17 protein-coding genes and 1 tRNA gene are annotated in these 19,646 nt (G+C 60.7%); 6 read left to right on the top strand and 12 right to left on the bottom strand.

Translation table 11 applies throughout. The features are described from left to right. Positions 1-79: 79 nt before the first annotated feature. Genes infB through rimP form a run of 3 tightly spaced genes read right to left on the bottom strand, consistent with a single transcriptional unit; the run spans position 80 to position 4,802 of the window. The gene (infB, locus tag BQ17_RS16130) at positions 80-2,779 is read right to left on the bottom strand and encodes a translation initiation factor IF-2 (protein WP_089728777.1); all 2,700 of its coding nucleotides are present in this window, start codon (positions 2,777-2,779) and stop codon (positions 80-82) included. A gap of 17 nt (positions 2,780-2,796) precedes the next feature. Beyond that, positions 2,797-4,299: a transcription termination factor NusA gene (gene nusA / locus BQ17_RS16125; protein WP_089728775.1), complete on the bottom strand. Its 1,503-nt coding sequence runs from the start codon at positions 4,297-4,299 to the stop codon at positions 2,797-2,799. A 14-nt stretch (positions 4,300-4,313) separates the two neighbouring features. Further along, the gene (rimP, locus tag BQ17_RS16120; protein WP_089728785.1) at positions 4,314-4,802 is read right to left on the bottom strand and encodes a ribosome maturation factor RimP; all 489 of its coding nucleotides are present in this window, start codon (positions 4,800-4,802) and stop codon (positions 4,314-4,316) included. 435 nt (positions 4,803-5,237) lie between these two features. Here rimP and BQ17_RS16115 point away from each other — a divergent pair, with 435 nt between their 5' ends. From BQ17_RS16115 to tatB, 3 genes are all read left to right on the top strand, one after another. After that, complete coding sequence (locus BQ17_RS16115; RefSeq protein WP_165741737.1) at positions 5,238-5,765, top strand: SprT family zinc-dependent metalloprotease; 528 nt, start codon at positions 5,238-5,240, stop codon at positions 5,763-5,765. Between the two features lie 267 nt (positions 5,766-6,032). After that, positions 6,033-6,290, top strand: coding sequence for a Sec-independent protein translocase subunit TatA (tatA, locus tag BQ17_RS16110; RefSeq protein WP_089728783.1), 258 nt, complete (start codon positions 6,033-6,035; stop codon positions 6,288-6,290). A 129-nt stretch (positions 6,291-6,419) separates the two neighbouring features. Then, complete coding sequence (tatB, locus tag BQ17_RS16105; protein WP_089728771.1) at positions 6,420-6,746, top strand: Sec-independent protein translocase protein TatB; 327 nt, start codon at positions 6,420-6,422, stop codon at positions 6,744-6,746. Between the two features lie 80 nt (positions 6,747-6,826). Here the strand turns inward: tatB and BQ17_RS16100 are convergent. The 5 genes from BQ17_RS16100 to gmk all read right to left on the bottom strand — a co-directional run bounded on the left by BQ17_RS16100 (position 6,827) and on the right by gmk (position 11,344). Then, positions 6,827-6,902: transfer RNA gene (locus BQ17_RS16100), tRNA-Asn, on the bottom strand. A gap of 183 nt (positions 6,903-7,085) precedes the next feature. Beyond that, the gene (locus BQ17_RS16095) at positions 7,086-7,514 is read right to left on the bottom strand and encodes a DUF2384 domain-containing protein (protein ID WP_089728769.1); all 429 of its coding nucleotides are present in this window, start codon (positions 7,512-7,514) and stop codon (positions 7,086-7,088) included. A 196-nt stretch (positions 7,515-7,710) separates the two neighbouring features. After that, positions 7,711-9,861, bottom strand: coding sequence for a RelA/SpoT family protein (locus BQ17_RS16090; protein WP_256091638.1), 2,151 nt, complete (start codon positions 9,859-9,861; stop codon positions 7,711-7,713). Positions 9,862-9,996: 135 nt separating this feature from the next. Beyond that, positions 9,997-10,284 (bottom strand): DNA-directed RNA polymerase subunit omega, encoded by a 288-nt coding sequence (gene rpoZ / locus BQ17_RS16085; protein WP_089728767.1) that lies wholly within the window; start codon positions 10,282-10,284, stop codon positions 9,997-9,999. Positions 10,285-10,729: 445 nt separating this feature from the next. Beyond that, positions 10,730-11,344 carry a guanylate kinase gene (gmk, locus tag BQ17_RS16080; RefSeq protein ID WP_089728765.1) on the bottom strand — a complete coding sequence of 205 codons (615 nt, stop codon included), beginning with the start codon at positions 11,342-11,344 and terminating at the stop codon, positions 10,730-10,732. Positions 11,345-11,372: 28 nt separating this feature from the next. On the opposite strand from gmk, the gene BQ17_RS16075 reads away from it, so the two are divergent. Beyond that, entirely contained in the window at positions 11,373-11,660 is a 288-nt protein-coding gene (locus tag BQ17_RS16075) for a hypothetical protein (RefSeq protein WP_089728779.1), read from the top strand. Beyond that, on the top strand, positions 11,657-11,893 hold the full coding sequence (locus BQ17_RS16070; protein WP_089728762.1) for a hypothetical protein: 237 nt from the start codon (positions 11,657-11,659) through the stop codon (positions 11,891-11,893). Before BQ17_RS16075 ends, BQ17_RS16070 begins: the two co-directional genes overlap by 4 nt. Before the next feature lie 59 nt (positions 11,894-11,952). Here BQ17_RS16070 and BQ17_RS16065 read toward each other — a convergent pair whose 3' ends face one another. Continuing rightward, positions 11,953-12,819 (bottom strand): YicC/YloC family endoribonuclease, encoded by an 867-nt coding sequence (locus tag BQ17_RS16065; RefSeq protein WP_089728760.1) that lies wholly within the window; start codon positions 12,817-12,819, stop codon positions 11,953-11,955. 472 nt (positions 12,820-13,291) lie between these two features. On the opposite strand from BQ17_RS16065, the gene BQ17_RS16060 reads away from it, so the two are divergent. Beyond that, the gene (locus tag BQ17_RS16060; RefSeq protein ID WP_218068312.1) at positions 13,292-13,978 is read left to right on the top strand and encodes a phosphoribosylanthranilate isomerase; all 687 of its coding nucleotides are present in this window, start codon (positions 13,292-13,294) and stop codon (positions 13,976-13,978) included. Between the two features lie 286 nt (positions 13,979-14,264). Here BQ17_RS16060 and ppdK read toward each other — a convergent pair whose 3' ends face one another. From ppdK to BQ17_RS16045, 3 genes are all read right to left on the bottom strand, one after another. Then, positions 14,265-17,042 (bottom strand): pyruvate, phosphate dikinase, encoded by a 2,778-nt coding sequence (ppdK, locus tag BQ17_RS16055; protein WP_089728756.1) that lies wholly within the window; start codon positions 17,040-17,042, stop codon positions 14,265-14,267. A gap of 348 nt (positions 17,043-17,390) precedes the next feature. Further along, complete coding sequence (locus BQ17_RS16050) at positions 17,391-18,602, bottom strand: hypothetical protein (protein ID WP_089728754.1); 1,212 nt, start codon at positions 18,600-18,602, stop codon at positions 17,391-17,393. A gap of 551 nt (positions 18,603-19,153) precedes the next feature. After that, entirely contained in the window at positions 19,154-19,393 is a 240-nt protein-coding gene (locus BQ17_RS16045) for a type II toxin-antitoxin system Phd/YefM family antitoxin (RefSeq protein ID WP_089728752.1), read from the bottom strand. Positions 19,394-19,646: the final 253 nt, after the last annotated feature.

Genomic DNA, 19,646 nt, shown 5'->3' with positions numbered 1-19,646 from the left:
TCTTGTCTGCATCGGCTCTCTACAACCGACCAGGGGCGGCTTTGTTAGTTCTACTATTTACAGCGCACTACACTAGGTACTAGAGCTCCCGCGCCCGCTCGGTGCGCTCGAACACCTCGATCTGATCGCCGACCTGGACATCATTGTAATTCTTCACCCCGACACCACACTCGGTACCTGCCTTGACCTCGGACACATCCTCCTTGAAGCGACGCAAGGACTCCAGCGCACCCTCGTAAATGACCACGTTGTCCCGCAACACACGGATGGGATTGTTGCGCTTGATTAGTCCCTCGACGACCATGCAGCCGGCAATGGCACCGAACTTCAAGGAGCGGAAAACATCCCGTACCTCGGCCAGACCGATGATCTCCTCCGTCACCTCGGGGCTCAAGAGCCCTGATAGGGCCTTCTTCACGTCGTCGATCAACTCGTAGATGACGCTGTAATAGCGCAGGTCCAGGCCCTTCTCCTCCACGATTCGGCGGGCGGCGGCATCGGCCCGGACATTGAATCCGAGCAAAATGGCATTGGAGGTCACGGCCAGGTTGGCGTCGGACTCGGTCAGCCCCCCGATCCCCGAAGTCACGATGGCGACCTTGACCTCGTCGGTCGAGAGCTTCAGCAGGCTGTCCCGCAAGGCCTCCAGGCTGCCCTGCACGTCTGCCTTGATGACGATGTTGACCGTCCGGGTCTCCCCCTCTTTGAATTGGGAGAAGAGCTGATCCAGGCTCGCGCCGCGCTGCTCTTCGAGCTTCGACCGGCGTCCCCGCTCCCACCGCAGCTCCGCTACCTCACGGGCCTGCTTCTCATCGGTGACCGCCACCAGGTCGTCGCCGGCGTTGGGCGTGCCGGAGAGCCCCAGCACCTGCACCGGGATCGAGGGACCGGCGGACTCCAGGCCCCGCCCCTGCTCATCGAACATGGCCCGCACGCGACCGAACTCGGTACCGCTGACGATCAGATCGCCCTGGCGCAGGGTGCCGGCCCGGACCAGGACCGTGGCCACCGGTCCCCGCCCCCGGTCAAGTCGGGACTCGACGATCACACCCCGGGCGGGTCCTGTCTCCGGCGCCGTCAGCTCCAACACCTCCGCCTGCAGCAGCAAGGCCTCGAGCAGCTCGTCGATGCCCTCGCCACTCTTGGCGGAGACCTTCACTACCATGGTCTCCCCTCCCCACTCCTCGGGCACCACCTCTCGCTGGGCAAGCTCCTGCATCACCCGATCCGGATTCGCCTCCGACTTGTCGATCTTGTTGACCGCAACCACCAGGGGAACACCGGCCGCGCGCGCATGCTGAATGGACTCGATCGTTTGGGGCATAACGCCGTCGTCCGCCGCCACCACCAGGACGATGATATCCGTGACCTGGGCCCCCCGGGCACGCATCGCCGAGAAGGCGGCATGGCCGGGGGTGTCCAGGAAAGAGAGCATGCCACGGCTAGTCTTGACGTGATAGGCACCGATATGCTGGGTAATGCCGCCGGCCTCGCCGGCGGCGACACGCGTCCGACGAATATGATCGAGCAACGAGGTCTTGCCGTGATCGACGTGCCCCATGACCGTGACCACCGGCGGCCGCGTCGTCCGCTCCAGCTGCGCGATTTGTTCCTCGACCTGTCGCATCATGGTGTCTTCGACATCCCTGACCTCGGCCCTGACCGCCTTGTGACCCATCTCCTCGACGACAATCATGGCGGTGTCGCTGTCCAGCACTTGGTTGATCGTGACCGGCATGCCCTGCTTGAACAGGACCTTGATCACGTCGCCGGACTTTACCGACATGCGGGCCGCAAGGTCGGCCACGGAGATCGTCTCGGGGATCTCCACCTCGCGTATCGCGGGGGCGGTCGGCCGCTGGAAACCATGCTTGTCCTGAAGCTGGGGCTTGACGACCTTCTTCCTGCGGCGCGGACGTCGCTCCGGCGCTGCGGGTACCTCCTCTCCGCTGATGGCCTCTTCGTACTCGACCTCCGGCGGCAACTCGCGGGCGCGCGGCACATCCTTGCGCCCGGCCTTCTTGGGGGATTTTTCCTTTTCGGGAGGTTCGTTGCTGCGTTTCCCGAGCTTGCGCGCTTTGCCCTTCGGCTGCTTGACCTCGGCGTCCTCACCGACAGGTCCTTCAGGCGCTGCGTGAGATACGGCTGCAAGCCCGGCCTCATTCTGTTCCGCCATCTTGCGACGTGCCTCATCTTCAGCCTTGCGGTGAGTCCCCGCTTCCGCCCGGCGGCGGGCCTCCTCTTCCCTAACCCTACGCCCGAACTCCTCCTGCTCCGCCAGGCGCTTCGTATCCTCTTCCACCCGTCGTGCCTGCAGCTCGGAGCGCCGATCCGTCGGAGCACCCGCAGGCTCCATCTCCCCGACCGAGGGGGGCCGAGGCGCCTGCTCGACGGCTATCCGATCCTGCGCTTCCGGCTCCGCCGTTGGCACGCCACGCTTGACGTAGGTGCGCTTACGCCGCACCTCAACGCTGACCGTCTTGGCCCGGGGGGCGGTAGCGGCCCGAACACTACCACCGATACGGCCGCTCACCGTCGGCTGCCGCAACTCACTGACCGACTTGCGCTTGAGGGTAACCCGGCTGGGTGCCGTTCCGGCATCGCTCTCGACCCTGCCGTGACTACGGCGAAGATAGCCCAGCAGTCGGACCTTCTCCTGCTCGGTCAGTCTGGCCTCGCCGTCGGCGGCCGAGATGCCCGCCTCATGCAGCTGGGCCAGGAGGCGCCCCACCGGAATTCCTACCGTGTTGGCCAGCTGGTTGACAGTTACTTCACTCATCCGCATACCCTCCGGCCCTATTCGTTCTCCGCCTCGGTAAACCAGGGTTCGCGCGCCTTCATGATCAACATGGCCGCTTGCTCCGCATCGATACCCACCAGCTCCATGAGCTCGTCCAGTGACTGCTCGGCCAGGTCTTCCATGGTAACCACACCGTTCCGGGCCAGACTGAGGGCCAGCGTCCTATTCATCCCCTCCAGCTGCAACAGATCCGGCGCCGGCTCCCGGGCCAGGCTCTCCTCGCTGGCAATGGCGCGGGTCAGCAGCACGTCCTTGGCCCGATCCCGCAGCAAGGTGACGGTTTCCGCGTCGAACCTCCGGATGGCTATCAGTTCCGACATGGGCACGTAGGCCACCTCATCGATGGTCGAGAAACCTTCCTCTACCAGCACGGTCGCTATATCTTCATCCACCTGGAGCTGCTCCATGAAGTCCTCCACCAGGCGTCCGGCCTCCTGCTCGCTCTTGACGGCGGCCTCCTCCTCGTTCATCACGTTGAGCTCCCAGCCGGTCAGCTGGCTGGCAAGGCGCACGTTCTGACCGCCGCGGCCGATGGCCTGGGAGAGATTCTCTTCCTTTACCGCCACATCCATGCTGCGTGCTTCCTCGTCGACGATGATCGAAACCACATCCGCCGGGGACATGGCATTGATAATGAACTGCGCCGGATTATTGTTCCACAGGATGATGTCGACCCGCTCGCCATTGAGCTCGTTGGATACCGCTTGCACGCGCGAGCCGCGCATACCGACACAGGCCCCTACCGGATCGATGCGTGAGTCCAATGCGCGTACCGCGATCTTGGCCCGGGAGCCCGGATCCCGGGCCGCGGCCAGAATCTCGATCAGACCTTCACCGACCTCCGGGACCTCCAGCTTGAACAGCTCGATCATCAGCTCCGGGGCCGTGCGGCTCACGAAGAGCTGCGGTCCCTTGGACTCGGAGCGGACCTCGAAGAGATAGGCGCGGAGCCGGTCGCCGGGGCGCACCGACTCGCGGGGAATGACGTGCTCCCGTGGTACCAGGGCCTCCGCGTTGCCGCCCAGATCAAGCAGGATGGTGCCACGGTCGGCCTTCTTGACGACCCCCGTAACCAGCTCTCCTTTGCGGTCCTGATAGGCCTCGACCACCTTGGCGCGCTCGGCCTCCCGGACCTTCTGCACGATCACCTGCTTCGCCGTCTGTGCCGCGATGCGCCCGAAGAGCACCGAGTCTATGGGCTCCTCGATAAAACCACCGACCTCGACGGACGAATCCCGCTCCCGAGCCGCCGTCAGCGCAAGCTGGCGATCCGGCGCCTCCAGACCCTCCTCTCCCGGGTCTTCCACCACCTCCCACCGGCGGAAGGTAGCGTAGTCCCCACTTTCGCGATCGATAGCAACCCTGGCATCGATGTCGCCACTGGCCTTTCTGCGGGTGGCGGAGGCCAACGCCGCTTCCATGGCCTCAAAAATGACCTCTCTGGGCACGTCCTTCTCGTTCGAAACGGCCTCAATCACCAACAGGATTTCTTTGCTCATTCCACATTCCCGAATCAGAATTCAGGCACCAAGCGCGCGGATTCGATCATTGCCAGGGGAATCTCCCAGATCTCGCCATCGACCCTGAGCAGCACCAGCGCCCGCTCCAGACCGGCGATCCGTCCCTCGAAGTTGCGCCGACCATCGAGCTTGACCGCCGCCTTGATGCGTACCTTCCGGCCCCGAAAGCGTTCAAAATGCGCGGCCGTGAACAGCGGCCGATCCAGGCCCGGGGAAGAGACCTCCAGGTCATAGTGGCCGGCAATCGGGTCCTCGACGTCGAGCACTCCACTTAGCTGATGGCTGACCCTACCGCAATCGTCCAACGTGATACCCTGCCTTCGAGCACCGCTCGGGTGGTCGCCACTCGGGTGGTCAATATAAACGCGCAGCACCGCACCCCGCTTGCCGCGTTGGAAATATTCGGCCCCCACGAGCTCATAGCCCATCGGTTCCACTACCGACCTCACCAGACCCGTCAACTCGTCTTCCAAGTGCCGTATCCGCGCTCGCCACAAACAAAAAATGGGCACAAGGCCCACTCTAGCGAAGGACTCCCGCCGTGCGGACGAGGTGCCTACCCCGCCCCGGCTGGAAGCCAAAAAAAACCCCGATCACGGGGCCTTAGTGGCGTTCAGGTTCCATGCTCCAAACTTCAAAACCGCTGTTTCCTGATCCGGTTAAGTCTACCCGTTCGATCGATCCTGAGCAAGGCCAAGCATCGCTGGCCAGGGCGAGTGGCGAGTGCACATAACTTTAAATATTAATCCGCAGATTACGAGATTCCTACAGATTACTTCATCTTGCCTCTGTGAAAATCCGTGTAACCTGCGTAATCTGCGGATAGAAGGATGTCGTTCGGAGCGCAAAACCTACCTCGGTCCCCTGCCCTTTCCTCACTACGTCAGACCAATCTCTTAGCAAACGGCGGACGACACATGCCATCAAGCACAGAATCCAAAGACAGCGACCACCTACAGCACCGGGCCAAGCGGCTAACCACCAAGCTGCATGATTTGGCGGCGCGACATTTCGATGCCGAGCTCGCAACGCCGAGCGTTCGCTTCGATCTGCGTGGGACGAGCGCCGGACAGGTGCGCGTCACGGACGGAGGCGACTGCTTGATCCGCTACAATGCACGCCTGCTGGAGCGCCATCCCTGGGCGTTTCTTTCCCAAACGATTCCTCACGAAACGGCGCACCTGGTGGCCTTCAGCCTGTTCGGACCTCAGGTTCCCCCCCATGGGCGCGAATGGCGCGCGATCATGGTGCTCTTCGGCGCAACGCCCGAGCGCTGCCACCACTATCGCGTAGACGGCTTACAGGTCCGGCACCTGCGCCGGTATGACTACCGCTGCGCCTGCCGCATCCACCAGCTGACCAGCATCAGGCACAACCGAGTCAGATCCGGACAGCTCTATCGGTGCAGGCAGTGCGGCCAGCCCCTCGAACGCAGCTCGGCATGAACATCACTATGACCTCAGCTCGTCATTCCGGCAGGGAGTGCCGGAATCCAGGGCCAAGGATGGCGACAACAGCGGGACTCTGAACCATTACTCAAGGTTGTGTTTCGGCAGTGATGATTATTCGGTAGCCCTGCCGGGCTGAGCCGGCAACTGCATGGAAATCGTTTTTTGAGTTATGATTGAAAGTTAAGCGGGCGCCCGATGCCTCGGGGGCAAGAACAGACTACCGACCATCCCTGCGGGGTAATGGCGGAGGAGACCGAGATCATGGGAATGGGTGGCATCAGCATCTGGCAACTCTTGATCATATTGGTGATCGTGCTGCTGCTCTTCGGCACCAAGCGACTGAAGAGCATCGGTTCGGATCTGGGCAATGCGGTAAAGGGTTTTCGCAGTGCCATGACGGAGCACGAGCGGGAAGATACCGAACCGAAGCAGCTCGGGGAGGAGGCCGCCAAGCGCGGCACCGAGGGCGACAAGACCACCTCCGCCGCGATGGCGGACAAGGACCGGGAGAAGCTCTGAAGCACCTGGTACAGCAATCCCGAAGTACCGATAACAGCTATTTGGTTCTTCTCCTTAACGCAGGATTTCTCCCTTCGGTCGCAATGACAATCAGCAAAGTCAGATGGAATAACCCACTAGGATCGGTTCATGTTCGACATCGGATTCTGGGAGCTTGCCCTCATCGGCGTGATCCTGTTGCTGGTGGTGGGACCCGAGCGCCTGCCCAAGGTCGCACGCACCGCAGGGTTGTGGATCGGGCGCGGTCGCCGCATGCTGAGCTCGATGAAAGAAGAGATCGACCGGGAAATCAAGGCGCAGGAGCTCCAGGAAATCCTGGACAAGCAGGCCCGGAGCAATCCGCTGGAGACCATCCTGGACGACGCCGGGGCCAAACCGGCCGCGAAGGCGCCCCCAACCGATTCGACGTCGGCACCTACCGGACCTGGTGACAAGTCCGAATCCGGACCCGGTTAGCTCGCGAGGAACAACAACAATAAGACCCCTGGGGATCGACCTAAGGGGCCTTGAACCGTCGGAATCGGCGGTTGGTTGTTTGGCTCCCCGGAGAGGACTCGAACCTCTGACCTAGTGATTAACAGTCACCCGCTCTACCGACTGAGCTACCGAGGATTGGCGCAAGCCTGTAAGTATATGGGCGCGGTCTGACAGGGTCAAACCGCTCCTCTCCTGCCGGTGATTACAGACTGTGGTCGCCCTGAGAATGGTTCGGAGCACCACTGTTGTTGCCGTCCATGACACTGGATTCCGGCACTCCCTGCCGGAATGACAAGGATTACAACCTTGGCAGGGTTCTCAAGTGCTGCCTTGATTTTGACTGTACTCGCTCTTGGAGCCGGTTTGGTCCCATGCGAAGGTGCAGTCGAGGTGGGAGAGAACGGAGACCAGGCCACGCTCACCGCCTTCGACCATGACGGCGATGGGAGTCCGTTTTCCGAACTGCCTGTGACCGCGCTTGACCCACATGGACCGCATCTCGGGATTGCGCGGAAAGTAGGTGTGCAGTGCCTCCTCGATACGCATCAGGTAGGCCACACGCCGATTGACCTCCGGGTCGTCCGGGAGGGGTACGTCCTCCCTGAAGCGGGATACCGCACGCGCCTTGACCGTCTCCGGCAGGCATAGAATTCTGAGGATGTCCTGTGCCCCCAGGCCCCAGCCCTCAAGCAGCTCCATGGTCCGACGCGTCAGCAACAGGCGTTCATCAGGGGTCATCTCACTCATTGGCGGTACCTTTTGCCGATTGGCTTTAGACCATGCAAGGTTGCGACCCAATGCCAGGATTGCAACCCTAGTACCCCATTTCTGCATATTTTGCATATAGCCTGTAGGGTAGGCTGTGCCCACCGCTCCCGCGCTTAACTGGTGGGCGCAGCCCACCCTACGGGTCAGAGAACGTAAAATAGGGTGAAACTACGTACTAGCGCGGGATTCGAAAGATCCGCATGACCGGTGGAATCGCCCGCAGACGGCGGATAATCTGAGCCAAATGCTGTCGGTCATGCACTGTGATCAGGAAATCCAGGGCGGCACTCATACCGTCTTTTTCGGAGGACTGGACGTTCTCGATGTTAGAGCCCAGCTCGGCGATGGCGGCGGCAACCGTGGCCAAGGTGCCGCGGCGGTTGTTCACTTCGATCCGGATCCCGGTGGAGAAGTCGACGCCGGGCTCGGCCGCCCATTCCACATCCAGCCACTTGTCCCCCTGGCTTTGGAAATCCCCCAGGTTGCCGCACTCCTGGCGATGGACCACGATTCCCTTGCCGGGACTGAACAGCCCTACGATACCGTCACCCGGAATGGGCCGGCAGCAACGGGGGAAATTGACCATGATCCCCTCCGTGCCCTTGATGGGAAACCGATGCGGCCGCCCGGCTTCCTGCCCTGGTTGCGCCTTCTCGGCAAGCTCATCGCCGCCGTCCGCGGCAAGCCGGCGTGCCACCAGGGCCGGCATCCGGTTGCCGAGCCCGATATCGACGAGCAGCTGGGCGGCGGAAGTCAAGTTGGAAGCGCTCAGATAGGCTTGCAAACGCTCCTGAGGTAGGTGTTGCCAGTCCAGGCCAAAGCCCTTCAGCTCTCCGTCGAGCAGGCGTTGCCCCAGCGCCTCGGCCTCTTGACGCTGCAGGTTCTTGAGGTAGGCGCGCACATTCGCGCGTGCCTTGCCGGTAACCACGAACTTGAGCCAGGCCGGGTTCGGCGCCGCCTCGGGGGAATTGATGATCTCTACCGTCTGGCCGTTGTGCAGCACGGTGCGTAAGGGCACCAGGTGCCGCTCGATGCGTGCCGCTACGCAGGTGTTGCCTACATCGGAATGGATGGCATAGGCAAAGTCCACCACCGTGGCCCCCTTCGGCAACACCAGGATGCGCCCACGGGGCGTGAAGACATAGACCTCATCCGGAAACAGGTCGATCTTGACGTGTTCGAGAAACTCCACCGAATCCCCGTACCCGCGTTGCATTTCCAGCAGGTTCTGCAGCCAGTCCGCCGCCAAGGTCTGGGGATTGCCACCGTCGTCGTGGTCCGACTTGTACATCCAATGAGCGGCGATACCGCTGTCGGCGATATGCTGCATGTCCTCAGTGCGGATTTGGACCTCGATCGGCAGCCCCTGGGGTCCCACCAACACCGTATGCAGGGACTGGTAGCCGTTTGACTTGGGGATGGCGATATAGTCTTTGAACCCTCCCGGCACCGGTTTGTATAGGTTGTGTACCAAACCCAATATCCGATAACAGGTATCCACCTTATCGACGACCACCCGAAAGGCGAAGACATCCGCTACCTCGGAGAAGGAGCGATTTTTGTCCCGCATCTTACGGTAGATGCTGTAGATGTGCTTGCAGCGGCCGGCCACGGTGCCCGTGATACCTTCGTGTTCCAGCCGTTCCCGCAACGCCGTTTCCACGTTTTTCATCAGCTCGGTGCGGGCACCGCGTGCACGGCTCACGGCCCGCTCCAGGACGCGGTGGCGCCAGGGCCAATAGTGAGCAAAACTCAAATCCTCGAGCTCCACGCGGATGCCGTAGAGTCCCAGACGGTTGGCGATGGGGGCGTAGATCTCCAGGGTTTCCCGGGACACCCGGCGGCAGGTCGCCGGCACCATAACCCCCAAGGTGCGCATGTTGTGCAGGCGGTCCGTGAGCTTGATGAGGATGACCCGGATGTCCTTGGTCATGGCCAGCATCATCTTGCGAAAGTTGGCCGCCTGGGCCTCCTCCCGCGACCTGAAATCGATTTGGGTGAGCTTGCTGACACCGTCGACCAGATCCGCGATCTCCTCGTCGAAGACCGCAGCGAGTTGATCCCTCGCCGTGGCCGTGTCCTCGATCACGTCGTGGAGCAGGGCGGCCATGATGCACTTGTAGTCCATGCTCATCTCCGCCAAAAGGCGGGCGACTGCGATGGGGTGATGGATGTAGGGCTCGCCGGACTTACGCCGCTGCCCCTCGTGGGCCTCGGCACCGAACAGATAGGCGCGGTAGACCTCCCGGATCTGCTCCGCGGAAAGATAGGAACCGAGAAAAGAGCACAGATCGCTGATCAGAAAGCGGGGCTTATCCACCGTCACGGCAGTCTTGCCTGGGAACGCAACCGACCGTAGAGAAGTCAGGACCGATCTAAGACGATCCCGCACGGCAACACCCGGCACCGGCACCGACCGGGATGTAAAGACTTCTCTCGGCGTAAACGGCACTTGTGGCGCCTACTCGAACCCCCCTCTGTACCCATCCGCGGTCAGCTCCTCGGCAAGCGCCCGCTCTACGGATTTGATGGTGTCTTCTTCCTGTGGTTCCGTGGCGGTGATGGACTCGGCGCTCAACGCACCTGCGGCGATCTCACGCAGGGCCATGACCGTGGGCCTGTCGTTCTCCCAGGGCAGCAGAGGCTCGACGCCGCGGGTCAATTGCCGGGCGCGTTTTGTCGCCAACAGGACGAGTTCGAATCGATTGTCCACGTGCTCGAGACAATCCTCTACCGTAATGCGTGCCATCTGATGGTGCTCCGATCGGAAATTGGGGGTTCGAGGGCGGCAGTGGCGTGTGCTTCACGCAATGCCGGGTGATCGTTCAAATCCCCACCGTACTAGGCTATCAAAAACTCGTACCGGCGACGACTCGCGCCTGCGCCGACCAGCGCAATATACCCTTTCCCCAAACAGTTGTCCGGCATTATTTGGTGCTACCCGAAAAGGTGTCGTGTTGCGTTACGCCGCGCTCGACGCCGTGCCCCCCTAAACGCTTTCCCGCGCGGCTAACGCAACCTACACACAAAGCGAGGTCCGCGCGGACAAGCCGCGTAGGGGGTAATGTGGGTGTAGTTGCGTTAAGACGCCGGCACTGATCTGGCAGACGATCAGCGAGCCTTGGGGCGTCGAACGCAACACGTCAAACCTTCCAGACAACGCCGAATCATTCAGGATTGCACTTCTCTAAGTTCTACTCCGCAAGCCCAGCCAGCAGGGATCCGAGTCGCGGCGCCTGGTGGGAGCACCGCAGCCGCTCGGCTCTGACCAGACAGGCCAAGTCGTTCAGCGCGGTGTCGAAGCGATCGTTCACCACCAGATAGGCGTACTCCGCGTAGTGCGACATCTCCGAGCGCGCCGCGGCCATCCGGTTCGCGATAACTTGGTCACTGTCCAAGCCACGGTTACGCAAACGCTGCTCCAACGCCTGCGCCGAGGGCGGCAGGATGAAGATGGAGACGGCCTGCGGAAAGCGCATGCGAACCTGCCTGGCCCCTTGCCAGTCGATCTCCAGCAAGAGGTCCCGTCCTTGTTCCAGCTGCGAGCGCACGGTGGATTCCGCCGTCCCGTAGCGATTGCCGAAGACTTGTGCATGCTCCAGAAACTCGCCCGCGGCGACCATGCGCCGGAACCGCTCCGGCGCGACGAAGTGATAATGGACGCCGTCCTGCTCGCCGGGCCTAGGGGTCCGGGTGGTGAAAGATACCGCCAAACGCAGACTCGATTCGCGCTCGAGCAACGCCTGGACGAGACTCGTCTTCCCCGCCCCCGAGGCGGCGGACAGGATAAACAAAATTCCCTTGTTCATTCTATACTCCCTACATACAATCGGGAACATGAAAAAGATCGTTTGGAATCCGGTAAAGGCGAACGCCTTGAGCCGGGATGTCGCCAGGAGGCGGGTGAGCTTCGACGACTGTATCCTTGCCCTTGCAGAAGGTCGCGTATTGGATGACATATCCAATCCTGGTAGTAGCTATTCGCATCAGCGTATGTTCGTGCTCGAAATCGATAACTACGCATATGTGGTGCCCTATGTCGAATCCGAGGAAGCAATATTCCTCAAGACCGTTTTTCCCAGTCGTAAACACACGGCTCTCTACCTAAGGGGAAAGAAATCATGAAGCAAGAACCCCGGATTGGACACTTCCTCGATGAGGAAGAAGAGCTTATCGTCAAGGCGATAAATAAGGAAGATTATGCAGTCGGTGCCAGCGGATTGACTCCGGAGCGACTGCAAGCGCTGCAGGCGGCAGCCCGTAACACCATGAATGAGAAACCGACTCACAGACCAAAATCCGATCTATCGCGCCGCAAGACGAAGGCGATGCAGGAAGCTATTCCAAGGACAAGATGAGTCAACATGGAACCTATTCTATCGAGCCTAAACCCACATTGAGCACATAACGTAAGACGTCACTCGATGTTTTGAACTTGCTCTCGCATCTGCTCGATCAGGACCTTCATCTCTACGGCCATGCGGGTGACCTCGAGGTCGGAGGATTTCGAGGTCAGGGTGTTGGCCTCCCGGTTGAGCTCCTGCATCAGGAAGTCCAGGCGGCGACCAACGGGTCCGCTTCCGTTCAACACCGATCGGACCTCATCGATATGCGCCGCCAGACGATCCAGCTCCTCGTCCACATCCAGGCGTTGGGCGAGCAGGGCAAGCTCCTGCTCCAAGCGGTTCGGATCGAGTTCGGCGCGCACCTCCTGCAGCCGGTCGTGGATGCGCTCCCGTACCTCCGCCATGACTTGGGGCATGCGCTGCCTGATCCGGGCCGCACAGGCGGCGAGCCTTTCACAGCGTTCCTGAATAAGACCAGCCAGCCGTGCCCCTTCCCGCTCACGGGTCGCGACCAGGGAGGCCAGGGCCTGGTCCAGTAGGTCCAGGGACCGCTGGATAATCGGCTCCAAATCAGGCGGCTGCTCCTGCAGCACGCCGGGCCAGCGCAGGAGCTCGAACGGGGCGGGTTGCGCCCGGTGCCCGATGAGCTCCGCCACTTCGCCCCCGACGGCCAGCAGCTGCGCCAGGTAATGCCGGTTGATATGCAGGTTACAGCCCGTACTTGGACCCGGTACATGGCGGAGCGTACAGTCCAGCTTCCCCCGCCCGAGACCTGAGGCGAGGCGCTCACGCACCGCGGGCTCCAGTGTCCGCAGCCCCTCCGGGAGGCGCACGGAGGCCTCCAAATAACGATGATTGACGGAGCGTAGCTCCCAGGTCAGCTCACCTGCATCCATGGTTGCGGATGCACGGGCGAAGGCGGTCATGCTCTTGGTCACAGAAATCTCCGGAAGCCGGCACTGCAGGCAGCAATACTGCCCGCCGCCGGGGAAAAACCCGGCAATGGCAAGCTGCTGCAAGGACTGGGCGATATCATAGCCGATGGAGGCTGAGAGGCTGTCTGAAAACTAACCCATTGATTTTAAGTCGGTAGGCTGGGCCGAGGGACGAGACCCAGCAAACCAGACTTACTCGTAAACGCTGGGTTTCGTTCCTCAACCCAGCCTACTCCCGACTATGGCCTACAGCCTTTTTTTAGACAGCCTCTAAGGAGATCCCTGCGTGGCTCTCTTCCAATCATCCGCAGATTACGCAGATTTTCACAGATTGTTTCGTTTTTCATCTGTGAAAATCTGGTAGAGTCGGTGACTGGCGTGGTAGCCACAGTTGGCTCGAATAGCATCTTCCAACCAGGGGCGGCAGCTCTCCCCGGGAATCACAAGCCCTCATCATCCGGGACCTGACAGATATGTGAAGTCAATTATCCAGGTTGCAGGAATCCGCAGCCTTGAAGAAGCTCAAGCAATTATGGCTTGTGGAATAAACTATTTAGGGTTTCCACTTCGTCTTGACATTCATACACCTGATTTAACTGAAGAAGAGGCTTCACGGATTATCCGTTCACTTGGCAAGAGATGCAAATCTGTCTTGATCACTTATCTTAATAAAGCTCGAGAAATTACCGAGTTTTCAGAATACCTGGGAACCAACTATGTTCAATTGCATGGTCCGGTTGAACCGGAAGAATTGGTTAAAATTAAAAAAGCAAAAAAAATATTTATTATCAAAAGCCTGATTATTGGGTCGGTCAATGAAAAATGCTTGGTTGAAAATATGAGGTTTGAGCCATATGTGGACGCATTTATAACTGATACTTTTGATCCAAATACTGGGGCCAGTGGAGCCACAGGCTTGACTCATGATTGGAATGTCAGCAAGAGGATTGTGGAAATCTCTTCTTGTCCCGTTATTCTCGCGGGAGGGATCAATCATACGAATGTCAGAGAAGCAATCAGGTTAGTAAAACCTGCGGGTGTTGATTCACATACCGGTGTCGAAGACTTGCATGGAAATAAAGATCCGATTCTCGTGAAAAAGTTTATGGAAGAGACGACCAAAACATTTGATGAACTACTAAACAGAAACCCAGAACTCTGAATCCCAAGAAGCCCTTTTTTTGTATGAATTAGCTCGCGTAGGGCGGATAAGCTTGCGCCATCCGCCGTCTGCCAGCCACCTCCGTCGCCCTGGCCTGACCCGACCTACGGGCTCACCACGAAAAACACGAAAGCGCAATTGGTCCGTACAGCCTATTGGTGGGCACAGCCCACCCTACGCTTACCGCTCGCAAACAGGTCCGTAGCACCAAGGCGCTACGGGCCTATCGGTCGGGAAAGGTGGATCGGCGTTTTGTTTCCGTTTACCGATCCACCGGCGGGTGCGCTCAGCCGGCAAGCAGCGCCGCATGGGCCGCGGCCAGTCTGGCTACCGGCACCCGGGGCGCCGAGCAGCTCACGTAATCCAGGCCGATCCGGTGGCAGAAGCCAATGGAATCCGGATGGCCGCCGTGTTCGCCGCAGATGCCTACGTGCATGTCGGGGCGGATCTCCTTGCCCCACTCCACAGCAAGCTCCATGAGCTTACCCACGCCCTTGATATCCAGCACCTCGAAGGGGTTGTTCTGTAGGATTCCCGACTGGCTGTACAGGGGCAGGAATTTGTTCTCGGCGTCTTCCCGCGAGAAGGAGAAGGCGGCCTGGGTGAGGTCGTTGGTGCCAAAGGAGAAAAATTCCGCCACCTCGGCCAGGGAACCGGCCTCCATACAGGCGCGCACGACCTCGATCATGGTGCCGAACTGGAAATCCACCGGACGCCCGTCACGTTGCTTGATCTCTTCGTGGATCTCGTCCACATAGTCCTTGACCCACAGCAGCTCTTCCTGGGTGCATACCTGAGGGACCTTGATCCGGGGTTGAATCCGGATACCCGCCTTGGCACAGTCGGCGGCCGCCTCCAGGATGGCCCGGATCTGCATCCTGTAGATCTCCGGAAAGCTGATACCCAGCCGCACGCCGCGGTGACCGAGCATGGGATTGGTCTCGTAGAGGACACGCACCTTGTGCAGCATGGCCTCCTTTTTGGCGATGGCCGCCTCCACCAGGATCGGGTCCACCACCCGGCGTACCCTATTGATCTCGGCGCGGTGTTTGTCGGGGGCCTGGATGAGGCCGATGGCACCCTCGAGGACCGTCACACCGCGCATGGTCTCGCTCAAGCTGCGCAGGGCCTCCAGATCCCGCTCCAGCTGGCGCTCGTCCGGCAGGAACTCGTGGATCGGTGGGTCCAACAGACGAATGGTGACGGGGTTCGGGGCCATGACCTGGAACAGCTCCTTGAAGTCGGCCCGTTGTAGGGGCAGCAGCCGGTCCAGGGCCGCTTGGCGCTCCTCCGGGGTCTCGGCCATGATCATCTCGATGACGATGGGCAAGCGGTCCACGGCGTTGAACATGCGCTCGGTGCGGGCCAACCCGATGCCCACGGCACCGTACCTGACGGCCCGACGGGCGTCGTCGGGCAGGTCCGCGTTGGCCCACACCTGGAGTCGGGCCACCTCGTCCGCCCACTCCAGGATTTGGTCGAGCTCCTGGGTAAAGTCCGGCTCCACGGTGGGGATCTCGCCGAGATAGACCTTGCCCGTGCTGCCGTCGATAGTGATGACGTCCCCCTCGCAGAAGCTGGATGCCCCCACCTGGGCCTCGCGGCGTTCCACATCGACACTGATGCCCTCGGCGCCGGCCACACAGGGCTTGCCCATGCCCCGGGCTACCACCGCCGCGTGGGAGGTCTTGCCGCCGCGGGAGGTGAGGATACCCTGGGCGGCGAAGAAGCCGTGGATGTCCTCGGGCTTGGTCTCCTCCCGCACCAGGATCACCTTGTGGCCCAGTTCCTTGCCCATCTGCTCGGCGCGGTCCGCGTCGAACACGGCGATGCCGGAGGCGGCCCCGGGCGAGGCCGGTAAGCCCTGGGCCACCGGCTCGGCACGCACCTCGGGGTCGAGGCGGGGAAACAGCATCTGCTCCAGCGACTCGGGCTGGATACGCAACAGGGCCTCTTGCTTGTCGATCAGCCCCTCACGTTCCATCTCCACCGAGGTATGCACCATGGCGGTGGCGTTCATCTTGCCATTGCGGGTTTGTAGGCAGAACAAGCGACCGCGCTCGATGGTAAACTCGAAGTCCTGGACTTCATGATAATGGGTCTCCAGCTTGTCGCGCAGCTCGGCGAGCTCTGTGGCCAGCTGTGGCATCTCGGCCGTCATCCAGTCGATGGGTTTGGGGGTGCGGATACCCGCCACCACGTCCTCGCCCTGGGCATTGACCAGGTACTCGCCGAAGAGCTTGTTTTCGCCGGTCCCCGGATTGCGGGTAAAGGCCACGCCGGTGGCGCTGTCTTCCCCGCGATTCCCGAACACCATGGTTTGGATGTTCACCGCCGTGCCGTTGGCCATGTCCGGGGTGATATTGAACTGCTTCCGGTAATCCACGGCCCGTTTGCCCATCCAGGAGTTGAACACCGCCTTGATCGCGAGCTCGAGCTGCGCGAAGGGGTCTGCGGGGAAGGACCTGCCGGTGGTCTCTGCCACCACCTGGAGGAAGCGCTCACTGATCTCCCGGAGGTCGTCGGCGCTGAGCGCGACGTCTTCCGTGACCCCGACCTGCTGCTTGACCGCCTCTAATTGCTGATCGAAGCGCTCGTCCGGCACGCCTTGCGCCACCTTGCCGAAGAGCTGGATAAAGCGCCGATAGGCGTCATAGCCGAAACGGCGATCACCCGTCTGGGCGATCACGCCCTCCAGGGTCGTGGCGTTAAGGCCCAGGTTGAGGATGGTGTCCATCATGCCCGGCATGGACAAGGCGGAGCCCGAGCGCACCGAGACCAGCAAGGGGTTCTTGGCATCGCCGAAGCCCTTGCCGGTCTGGGTCTCGAGCTTGCGCATGTGGGCCCGGACCTCGTCCATGATGCCCGCCGGCAGCTCCCGTGACGGGGAGTCCAGATACTCGAGACAGGCCACGGTGGAAATCACAAATCCTGGAGGTACGTTCAACCCGATCTGGGTCATCTCACACAGATTCGACCCCTTGCCACCCAGGAGCTTCTTGTTCTTTCCATCCCCCTCGGTGAATGCAAAGACATGTTTCTTCGTGCCGGTTGCAACGCTCATCGGTCGGTTTTACCTCAATTTGGTTTATGAAATTTCGATCTGCGGGCAAGGATACCATCAAATAGTTTGCAATCCCCCTGCCAAGCTTGTCCCGAACCGAAGGGAGGGATCTTCCGAGCAGATAGGGTCCCCTGTAACGCTACAGTGCTGGTCAGCCGGTTTCCCGACCAGTCCATCTCGCTGTTCGATGCCACATTGGCCACCTTGGCATCCAGATTAAGACTCCGGGTCTGGACCTATGACCATCACTTCAACTCGATGCAAACCGCCGTTTGGCGCTGAATTCAGATGACGGACGGGGCACTTGGCCGGGCCCGCAGCTAGGCGGCGTGTAGCAGGGTCCTTCCATCAGGGCCGCTGCGCCAGAAACAGACGCAGCAGCTGGGGATGGATTTCCGAAAGCTCACGCCGCAGTCCGATGTCATCGTCGCCGGTAACCAGGCGGTATAGCAGCCGATAGGCGGTACCGCGTTCGTCGGACGGTATCGAATCCGGTGCCAAGGAGACCGCCGTAACGGGTTCCTGCAGCAGCAACCAGGCCGGGAAGTCCTCGGTATCCAATGGCGGGTTCAGGTCGCCGAATCTGTCCCAAAGCTCGGCGAGACGGCGATCGGGGAACCGGGACGAGGCGAAGGTCTGCTCGGCCTTAAGGGGATGCTCCCAGCACAGCCACATCCAGTCCGCCCGCGCGGCCCCCAGGTTGGCCTCTAGGTTGCGCCGGTGCCAACAGGCCTCGGCGTGGGCCAGCAGAAGCGACGGCTCACCGCACCAATCGCGCTCTGCCTCCACCGCCTCACAAACCGCATCCCAACGCCCGGCCCGGGCCCAGGCGAAGCTGGCATGGAGCTTCGGGGCGCCGGGCTCGAAGACCCGTCCGCCGAGGGACTCCGCGAGATCCGACCACAGGGGGGCAAGAAAGTCCCGATCCCGATGCCCCAGGAGCTCCCGCGCCAGTGGCTCGATGGCCAGCAGTTCCCGGAGGCGATCGCCAAGGACCATGGTATCCGGGTCGTCGATGACCTGGATCAAGCGCAGGAAGCCGCGCAGGCGGCGATGGTGCGGGTCTTGCCGTACCAGCCGTGCGACCTGCTCCCGGGCCCGATCGATACGGCGCTCGGCCAGGGCCCGTTGGATCTCCTGCTCCAGCAAGGGTACGGTGCCGTCCTGAAACAGGTCCGGTTGGGGCCGGTCCGGGGGCGGAGCGAAGACCAAGGCACAGGCACGGACCAAGCGGACCTGGTCGCCGATGCGCAACGGCGTATCGACACCGGCCCAACCGCGGTGCTCCACGGGTGTCGCCACGAGCCCCTGCTCCGCGGCGTAGGCCCCGACCGCTTCCAACAGATCGGCGACGTCCGTCGGCGCGGCACGGAGTAGGCCCTGGATGGTCGGCTTGTGCCCCATCCGCCAGGCCTCGTAGTCCTCATAGGCCAAGAGGTCGGCCGCCAGCAACAGCTCCAACGGATCCAGCCACCCCTGTTCGAGCAGGAGCCGGTCCGCCAGGGTTTTGAGGGCGTTGTCGGAGAGCAGATTGCCTAACACCAGCCGTAACCGGCGCATTTGCAGTGAGCGCAGCGAACAAAAAACGCGTCCGAGTCGATGGCCTTGTTATGTGCTGCTATACTTACTGTACAATATCTCGTACCTATCTCCTGCAAATGCTCGCCATTTGCTAGAGTCGATTGCGGAGCTTGAGGCACAATGCCATTAAGTTAGCTGCCGGCTTGTCGTGGTCGGTCGGGTTAGGCGCACCTTCCGAGGCTGACAGGTGTCAGCGAATTCGAACGCGCCCTAGCCCGACAACGCGGTCTATCGAATCCGCGGATGACGCCGCTGTATGCAGCCGGCTTCGATTGAATCCGCATCTTCTACGGAGCAAGCCGGTGCGCACCATCGAATGTCGGGCTAGGGCGCGTTCGAAGGTGTTTGCATCCCCCACCATCGAAAGGCGCGCCTAACCCGACCTACAAGACTTAACTTAATGGCATTGGCTTGAGGCAGGGAAGGGTACCGAGCCCGCGTAGGGCGGGAAAGCGCAGCGCATCCCGCCTTTTCTCCGCGGCGCAGAGCTTCCACGTTCCCAATAATCATCCCACGCTTTTTGGTGCCAACTAACCATTTTTTAATTCTTTTTCTTCAAAGATACCATCCCTAATATCCCTGATCGCTTGATCTAGCCTTTCTTTATTCTTTTCAGATTGCATCAAGTACGCTGTTTCATTGTAGGCACTTTGGTGATCCATACGTTCTTCAATAATTTCCAAAACAGCTTGTTCCGGAGTTTGTCCTACTTGAATTGCAAAGTTAGCAATCTTCCTTTGCAGTTCATCTGAAAAATCAATAGTCAACATTTCAACCACCTCTTCTTTTCTGTAATTGGCTAACGACCAAGTTCAGCAGTAGCCGAGACGAAACGGCTTTGTGCAATAATTGAGCGTAGCGAAATGCACAAATGCCGCGCAGTTTCGGATGTCCGCTGGAGCGATTTGTTAGCGGCTATTTGCCATGGGCTGCATCATATGCGATAAAAGCGAAAACACTTACAACAACAACCAAGACAATCGTTGACAGAATATCCATTTATAAGTCCTCAAGGGTTGATAT

The organism is Candidatus Thiosymbion oneisti (assembly GCF_900092655.1).
Classification (GTDB): domain Bacteria; phylum Pseudomonadota; class Gammaproteobacteria; order Chromatiales; family Chromatiaceae; genus Thiosymbion; species Thiosymbion oneisti.
This window is presented reverse-complemented; position numbering and strand designations above follow the sequence as displayed.

Bases quoted from the DNA above. Each gene is read 5' to 3' on its own strand.
- infB (WP_089728777.1), bottom strand. From the start codon at position 2,779: ATGAGTGAAGTAACTGTCAACCAGCTGGCCAACACGGTAGGAATTCCG.
- nusA (WP_089728775.1), bottom strand. From the start codon at position 4,299: ATGAGCAAAGAAATCCTGTTGGTGATTGAGGCCGTTTCGAACGAGAAG.
- BQ17_RS16115 (WP_165741737.1), top strand. From the start codon at position 5,238: ATGCCATCAAGCACAGAATCCAAAGACAGCGACCACCTACAGCACCGG.
- tatA (WP_089728783.1), top strand. From the start codon at position 6,033: ATGGGAATGGGTGGCATCAGCATCTGGCAACTCTTGATCATATTGGTG.
- tatB (WP_089728771.1), top strand. From the start codon at position 6,420: ATGTTCGACATCGGATTCTGGGAGCTTGCCCTCATCGGCGTGATCCTG.
- BQ17_RS16095 (WP_089728769.1), bottom strand. From the start codon at position 7,514: ATGAGTGAGATGACCCCTGATGAACGCCTGTTGCTGACGCGTCGGACC.
- rpoZ (WP_089728767.1), bottom strand. From the start codon at position 10,284: ATGGCACGCATTACGGTAGAGGATTGTCTCGAGCACGTGGACAATCGA.
- gmk (WP_089728765.1), bottom strand. From the start codon at position 11,344: ATGAACAAGGGAATTTTGTTTATCCTGTCCGCCGCCTCGGGGGCGGGG.
- BQ17_RS16075 (WP_089728779.1), top strand. From the start codon at position 11,373: ATGAAAAAGATCGTTTGGAATCCGGTAAAGGCGAACGCCTTGAGCCGG.
- BQ17_RS16070 (WP_089728762.1), top strand. From the start codon at position 11,657: ATGAAGCAAGAACCCCGGATTGGACACTTCCTCGATGAGGAAGAAGAG.
- ppdK (WP_089728756.1), bottom strand. From the start codon at position 17,042: ATGAGCGTTGCAACCGGCACGAAGAAACATGTCTTTGCATTCACCGAG.
- BQ17_RS16050 (WP_089728754.1), bottom strand. From the start codon at position 18,602: ATGCGCCGGTTACGGCTGGTGTTAGGCAATCTGCTCTCCGACAACGCC.
- BQ17_RS16045 (WP_089728752.1), bottom strand. From the start codon at position 19,393: ATGTTGACTATTGATTTTTCAGATGAACTGCAAAGGAAGATTGCTAAC.